Annotated in this window: 11 protein-coding genes and 3 pseudogenes; all 14 read right to left on the minus strand. The window is 39.4% G+C overall.

The features are described 5' to 3' along the window. Window positions 1–270, minus strand: a pseudogene (locus SD31_RS11685) (preprotein translocase subunit SecY); the annotation flags it as partial. Window positions 271–273: 3 nt separating this feature from the next. Continuing rightward, window positions 274–720 carry a 50S ribosomal protein L15 gene (rplO, locus tag SD31_RS11690; protein WP_039054257.1) on the minus strand — a complete coding sequence of 149 codons (447 nt, stop codon included), beginning with the start codon at window positions 718–720 and terminating at the stop codon, window positions 274–276. 125 nt (window positions 721–845) lie between these two features. Further along, on the minus strand, window positions 846–1,025 hold the full coding sequence (rpmD, locus tag SD31_RS11695) for a 50S ribosomal protein L30 (protein ID WP_039054258.1): 180 nt from the start codon (window positions 1,023–1,025) through the stop codon (window positions 846–848). A gap of 5 nt (window positions 1,026–1,030) precedes the next feature. Beyond that, window positions 1,031–1,549 (minus strand): 30S ribosomal protein S5, encoded by a 519-nt coding sequence (rpsE, locus tag SD31_RS11700; protein ID WP_039054259.1) that lies wholly within the window; start codon window positions 1,547–1,549, stop codon window positions 1,031–1,033. 12 nt (window positions 1,550–1,561) lie between these two features. Continuing rightward, window positions 1,562–1,916, minus strand: a pseudogene (gene rplR, locus SD31_RS11705) (50S ribosomal protein L18). Window positions 1,917–1,921: 5 nt separating this feature from the next. Next, window positions 1,922–2,476: a 50S ribosomal protein L6 gene (gene rplF / locus SD31_RS11710; protein ID WP_039054260.1), complete on the minus strand. Its 555-nt coding sequence runs from the start codon at window positions 2,474–2,476 to the stop codon at window positions 1,922–1,924. A gap of 23 nt (window positions 2,477–2,499) precedes the next feature. Next, on the minus strand, window positions 2,500–2,898 hold the full coding sequence (gene rpsH, locus SD31_RS11715; RefSeq protein ID WP_039054261.1) for a 30S ribosomal protein S8: 399 nt from the start codon (window positions 2,896–2,898) through the stop codon (window positions 2,500–2,502). Between the two features lie 147 nt (window positions 2,899–3,045). Then, entirely contained in the window at window positions 3,046–3,315 is a 270-nt protein-coding gene (gene rpsN / locus SD31_RS11720) for a 30S ribosomal protein S14 (protein ID WP_039054262.1), read from the minus strand. Further along, entirely contained in the window at window positions 3,308–3,877 is a 570-nt protein-coding gene (gene rplE, locus SD31_RS11725; protein ID WP_039054263.1) for a 50S ribosomal protein L5, read from the minus strand. Before rplE ends, rpsN begins: the two co-directional genes overlap by 8 nt. Further along, window positions 3,877–4,184, minus strand: a pseudogene (gene rplX / locus SD31_RS11730) (50S ribosomal protein L24). The gene rplE and the pseudogene rplX overlap by 1 nt, the downstream one beginning before the upstream one ends. A 40-nt stretch (window positions 4,185–4,224) precedes the next feature. Continuing rightward, the gene (gene rplN / locus SD31_RS11735; RefSeq protein WP_039054264.1) at window positions 4,225–4,593 is read right to left on the minus strand and encodes a 50S ribosomal protein L14; all 369 of its coding nucleotides are present in this window, start codon (window positions 4,591–4,593) and stop codon (window positions 4,225–4,227) included. A gap of 1 nt (window position 4,594) precedes the next feature. Next, on the minus strand, window positions 4,595–4,849 hold the full coding sequence (gene rpsQ, locus SD31_RS11740) for a 30S ribosomal protein S17 (RefSeq protein ID WP_039054265.1): 255 nt from the start codon (window positions 4,847–4,849) through the stop codon (window positions 4,595–4,597). Window positions 4,850–4,862: 13 nt separating this feature from the next. Then, window positions 4,863–5,081 (minus strand): 50S ribosomal protein L29, encoded by a 219-nt coding sequence (gene rpmC, locus SD31_RS11745; RefSeq protein WP_039054266.1) that lies wholly within the window; start codon window positions 5,079–5,081, stop codon window positions 4,863–4,865. Window positions 5,082–5,173: 92 nt separating this feature from the next. Then, entirely contained in the window at window positions 5,174–5,596 is a 423-nt protein-coding gene (gene rplP, locus SD31_RS11750; protein WP_039054267.1) for a 50S ribosomal protein L16, read from the minus strand. Window positions 5,597–5,709 lie beyond the last annotated feature (113 nt).

A 5,709-nucleotide genomic window follows, 5' to 3' on the forward strand; every position in this document is an offset into this window, starting at 1 on the left:
AATGATGACAACGATAGAAGGCTTGGTGTAATGCCTTACATCAAGAGCAAAGATTGCCGAACGGGAGAATGAACCTCCGGAGAACATGTTGATCATGCCCAGAAGCCCTTCTTTCTCTCCGGCACTTGCCAAAGCTTCAGGATTTACACCCGGAAGAACCACGTGACATCCAAAACGATAAATAAGAAGAAATAGTAAGGTATTTAAAATACGATTACGTAAGTCTTCAATCTTCCATATATTGGTTAAGGTTGTGATTAGTTTTTTCATGTATTAAAGTTTTACGATAGAACCACCTGCAGCTTCAATTGCTTTTTGAGCAGACGCTGAGAATGCATGCGCTTTAACTTCAACTTTAGCTTTCAACTCACCACGACCTAAGATTTTCACAAGATCATTTTTAGATACAAGACCATGCTCTCTTAAAGTATCGAAATCTATAACTGTCAAGTTATATTTATCTACTAAACCTTGGATAACGTCTAAGTTTACACCATTGTACTCAACACGGTTGAAGTTTTTGAAACCGAATTTTGGTACACGACGCTGCAAAGGCATTTGACCACCTTCGAAACCGATTTTAGTAGAGTGACCTGAACGTGAACCAGCACCTTTATGACCACGTGTAGATGTGCCGCCACGACCAGAACCTTGACCACGACCAATACGTTTTCTGCTTTTTGTTGAACCAACAGCTGGTTTTAAATTACTTAAGTTCATCTTATTAACCTAAATTATGTTGCTCCTTCGCTCTCACTAAACAGGAAACAACGTTAAACAATAAATTTATAAATAAATAACTAATGGAAAGAATAAAATATCCTTTCCATACGATTATTTTTTCATTAGATAGCTTCCACAGCAACTAAATGGCTCACTTTGCGCACCATTCCGATGATAGCTGGAGTAGCTTCTACTTCTACTGAGTGGTTGATTCTTTTCAATCCTAAAGCCTCAATAGTTTTCTTTTGGCGTTCGCTTCTGTCGATAACGCTCTTTATCTGGGTAATTCTAATCTTTGCCATGATAATTAACCGTTAAATACTTTATTTAAATCGACACCGCGGTGTTGAGCTACTGTGTATGCATCGCGCATGCTAGTCAATGCTGCAATAGTTGCTTTCACTACGTTGTGTGGGTTTGATGATCCTAAAGATTTTGCCAATACGTCTTTGATACCGGCTGATTCCAGTACGGCACGCATTGCACCACCTGCCAATACCCCAGTACCGTCTACAGCTGGCTTGATCAATACAGAACCACCTGAGAATTTACCGTATGCTTCGTGTGGAACTGTTCCATTGATGATAGGAACTTTCACCAAATTCTTTTTAGCATCATCAATACCTTTAGTGATAGCTTCAGTAACCTCTTTAGCTTTACCTAAGCCATAACCAACGATACCGTTTTCATCACCAACTACTACGATAGCTGAAAAACTAAAAGTACGACCACCTTTAGTCACCTTAGCTACACGTTGGATGCTAACTAAGCGATCTTTTAATTCAATTTCGCTTGATTTTACTCTTTTAATATTGCTTAATGCCATTCTTTCTATTGATTAAAAGTCTAAACCGCCTTCGCGAGCACCTTCCGCCAATGATTTTACACGGCCATGGTATAAGTACCCATTACGGTCAAAAACTACTTTATTAATACCTGCTGCTAATGCTTTCTCAGCTACTAATTTACCTACAGCTTTAGATTGTTCTACTTTAGTACCTGATGCGGTGAAATCTTTCGACATGCTTGAAGCAGAAACTAAAGTTTTGCCTGTAGTATCGTCGATGATCTGCGCATAAATACCTTTATTAGATCTAAATACTGATAAACGAGGACGCTCAGTTGTACCAGCAAGTCTTTTTCTTTATTCCTAATTTGATTCGCTCTCTGCGAGATGTTTTACTTCCTGCCATGGTTATTATTTTTTAGCTGATTTACCTGCTTTTCTTCTTAATACTTCACCCTCGAACTTGATACCTTTACCTTTGTAAGGCTCTGGCTTACGGAAGCTGCGGATTTTCGCTGCTACCTGACCAAGTAATTGCTTGTCGATAGACTCAAGCGTGATTGTAGGGTTTTTACCTTTTTCAGCAGTTGTTGTTACTTTAATTTCCTTTGGCAATACAAAAACAATCTGGTGAGAGAAACCTAATGTCAGTTCCAATGTATTACCAGTGTTTGATGCACGGTAACCTACACCGACTAACTCTTGTGTAGTTTTGTAACCTTCAGTTACACCAATCACCATATTGTTGATTAGCGCACGGTACAAACCGTGTAAAGCTTTGTGTTTCTTTTGATCAGTAGGGCGAGATACGATAATTTTACCGTCTTCGGTGGATACCGTAATGTCGCTATCTACTTTTTGAGTTAATTCACCTTTAGGGCCTTTTACTGTTACCAGATTCTTGTCTGATACAGTTACCGTTACTCCCGCAGGAATAGCGATAGGCGCTTTTCCAATTCTTGACATTTTTCCGTGTTTTTTTTCCTAGATTAATAAACGTAACATAAAACCTCACCACCTACGTTTTGCAGACGAGCTTCCTTATCTGTCATCACTCCTTTAGAGGTAGACAAGATAGCGATGCCCAAGCCGTTCAAAACGCGAGGCATGTTTTCAACACTTGCATACTTTCTTAAACCAGGTTTACTCACACGTGTCAAAGTGCGAATAGCCGGTACTTTGCTAATTGGATGGTACTTCAAAGCGATTTTGATAGAACCTTGAGGCCCTTCTTCAATGAATTTGTAATTAGCAATGTAACCTTTGTCAAAAAGAACTTTTGTAATTTCTTTTTTAAGGTTCGATGCAGGAATTTCAACAACCCTGTGGTTGGCCTTAATGGCATTCCTTACTCGTGTAAGGTAATCCGCGATTGGATCTGTATTCATTTTACTTTATACTGTATTTATGACAACGGTTTCCCTGCTCAACCTAGAGCTGAGACCTATTGTCTGTTTAACAAATAATTGCAATGCAAAAACCCTGATAAGTCCTATTTCAGACTTATCCGGGCAAAAATAAATATTTTTTCGAGATTACCAAGAAGCTTTTTTTACTCCTGGGATCTTACCATCTAATGCCATCTCACGGAAGGTAACACGTGAGATACCAAATTGACGCATATATCCTTTTGGACGACCAGTTAATTTACAACGATTGTGTAAACGAACCGGAGAAGCATTCTTAGGTAATTTATCTAAAGCTGCGTAATCTCCAGCTGCTTTCAAAGCTGCACGCTTAGCTGCATATTTAGCTACCAACTTCTGACGTTTGATTTCGCGTGCTTTTACTCCTTCTTTAGCCATTGTTGTTCGAATTTTGATTTTTGAATGGTAAACCGAATTGTTTTAATAACTCCAATGCTTCGATATCGTTTGTAGCTGAAGTTACAAAGGTAATATCCATACCAGTGATCTTGTTGATTTTGTCAATGTTGATCTCTGGGAAGATAATTTGCTCAGTGATACCTAAGTTGTAGTTACCTCTTCCGTCGAAACCTTTGTCGCTGATACCGCGGAAGTCACGGATACGTGGCAAAGACACAGAAATCAAACGGTCTAAAAATTCGTACATATGGTTGTCGCGTAATGTTACACGAGCACCGATAGGCATTCCTTTACGAAGTTTGAAGTTAGAGATATCCTTTTTAGATTTAGTCGCAACAGCTTGTTGACCCGTAATCAAGGTTAACTCAGCGATAGCATTATCGATTAATTTTTTATCTGCTGTAGCAGCACCGATACCTTGCGATACAACTATTTTCTCAAGTTTCGGAACTTGCATAACGCTTTTATACTGGAATTTCTCTTTAAGCGACACACGGATTTCTTCCGCATATTTCGCTTTTAATCTTGGTACGTAAGTCATTATTTAATTTCCTCCCCTGATTTTTTAGCGTAACGAACAATTTTGCCATCTGCATTAACTTTGCGACCAACGCGGGTAGGAACCCCTGTTTTAGGATCTATTAAAGCTAAGTTTGAGATGTGGATAGCAGCTTCTTTCTCGATAATACCACCTTGAGGATTTGCTGCGGTTGGTTTAGTGTGCTTTTTAACTTTGTTAGCGCCTTCTACGATAGCTCTGTTGGCATCCACCAAAACCTCTAATACTTTTCCTTGGACACCTTTAGAGTTACCGGCGATAACTTTCACTTAAATCTACCTTTTTTGATTTTTAGTTTGTTGTCGTTTTTTTAGTTTTCTGTGCCATAATTATAAAACCTCCGGTGCTAGTGATACAATCTTCATGAACTGTTTCTCACGTAATTCACGAGCTACTGGTCCGAAAATACGTGTTCCACGTGGTTCATCGTTGTTATTTAACAATACTGCAGCGTTGTCATCGAAACGAATGTATGATCCGTCTTTACGACGTATCTCTTTTTTCGTACGTACCACTACTGCTTTAGAAACTGCTCCTTTTTTGATGTTTCCTGAAGGCAAAGCGCTTTTTACAGATACAACAATCTTATCTCCGATTGATGCATAACGCTTGCGCGTACCGCCCAATACACGGATTACTAAAACCTCTTTAGCACCGCTATTGTCAGCTACATTTAGTCTAGATTCTTGTTGTACCATGTTATTTAGCCCTTTCTAAAATTTCAACTAATCTCCAGTTCTTTGTTTTACTCAGCGGACGAGTCTCCATGATTAATACCTTATCGCCGATACCGCAGGTATTGTTTTCGTCATGAGCTTTAAATTTAGTAGTTTTCTTCACAAACTTACCGTAGATAGGGTGTTTCACTTTACGCTCTACAGCTACTACGATAGATTTGTCCATCTTGTTGCTAACTACTAAGCCGATTCTTGTTTTTCTTAGATTTCTTTCCATTTCGACTTAAATTTTATGCCTCAGCGGCTGTTTCAGACTTTGCTGCATTCTTACGCTTTGATAACTCAGTAGAGATACGAGCGATAGTTTTGCGTGTTGCTTTTAAAACGTTAGGGTTTTCTAAAGCAGAAACAGCATGTGCAAACTTTAATTTGTTTAACGTAGCTTTCTCTTCAGCCAATTTAGCTGTCAAAGCTTCTGTTGTTAATTCTACGATTTCTGAATATTTCATTGCTTTCAGTGTTAATGTTGGGTTATCAATCGGTTTATATATGCCTCTCGAGTAACGGTCGAGAGGCTAAACTATTGACATTACCAACTTTTTTATGCTCCTACGTAGTCTCTACGTACTACAAACTTAGTTTGTACCGGTAACTTTTGAGCTGCTAGACGCAACGCTTCTTTAGCAACTTCTAGTGGCACACCTTCTGCTTCGAAAAGGATACGTCCAGGGCGTACTACGGCTACCCAATATTCTGGAGCTCCTTTACCTTTACCCATACGTACCTCAGCAGGTTTCTTAGTAACCGGCTTGTCCGGGAATATACGGATCCACACTTGACCTTCACGTTTCATATAACGTGTTACCGCAATACGAGCAGCCTCGATTTGACGGCTAGTGATCCATGCTGGCTCCATTGATTTGATACCGAAAGAACCGAAAGCTAATTCTGCTCCGCGAGTAGCATTACCTTTCATGCGGCCTTTCTGCATCTTTCTGAACTTCGTTCTTTTTGGCTGTAACATGTTCGTATTATTTTTAACCTACCGTTAAGGCAGATATTTTACTTCTTGTTGTTAATTAATCCTTTTTAGCACCACGATTTCCACCACGGCGTCCACCGTGGCCGTGGCCGTGG

It is taken from the genome of Sphingobacterium sp. T2 (assembly GCF_000814685.1).
GTDB classification, from domain to species: domain Bacteria; phylum Bacteroidota; class Bacteroidia; order Sphingobacteriales; family Sphingobacteriaceae; genus Sphingobacterium; species Sphingobacterium thermophilum.

Coding starts and splice junctions, on each gene's coding strand:
- rplP (WP_039054267.1), bottom strand. CDS start 5,596: ATGTTACAGCCAAAAAGAACGAAGTTCAGAAAGATGCAGAAAGGCCGC.
- rpsQ (WP_039054265.1), bottom strand. CDS start 4,849: ATGGAAAGAAATCTAAGAAAAACAAGAATCGGCTTAGTAGTTAGCAAC.
- rplN (WP_039054264.1), bottom strand. CDS start 4,593: ATGGTACAACAAGAATCTAGACTAAATGTAGCTGACAATAGCGGTGCT.
- rpsH (WP_039054261.1), bottom strand. CDS start 2,898: ATGAATACAGATCCAATCGCGGATTACCTTACACGAGTAAGGAATGCC.
- rplO (WP_039054257.1), bottom strand. CDS start 720: ATGAACTTAAGTAATTTAAAACCAGCTGTTGGTTCAACAAAAAGCAGA.
- rpsE (WP_039054259.1), bottom strand. CDS start 1,549: ATGGCATTAAGCAATATTAAAAGAGTAAAATCAAGCGAAATTGAATTA.
- rplF (WP_039054260.1), bottom strand. CDS start 2,476: ATGTCAAGAATTGGAAAAGCGCCTATCGCTATTCCTGCGGGAGTAACG.
- rpsN (WP_039054262.1), bottom strand. CDS start 3,315: ATGGCTAAAGAAGGAGTAAAAGCACGCGAAATCAAACGTCAGAAGTTG.
- rpmC (WP_039054266.1), bottom strand. CDS start 5,081: ATGAAATATTCAGAAATCGTAGAATTAACAACAGAAGCTTTGACAGCT.
- rpmD (WP_039054258.1), bottom strand. CDS start 1,025: ATGGCAAAGATTAGAATTACCCAGATAAAGAGCGTTATCGACAGAAGC.
- rplE (WP_039054263.1), bottom strand. CDS start 3,877: ATGACTTACGTACCAAGATTAAAAGCGAAATATGCGGAAGAAATCCGT.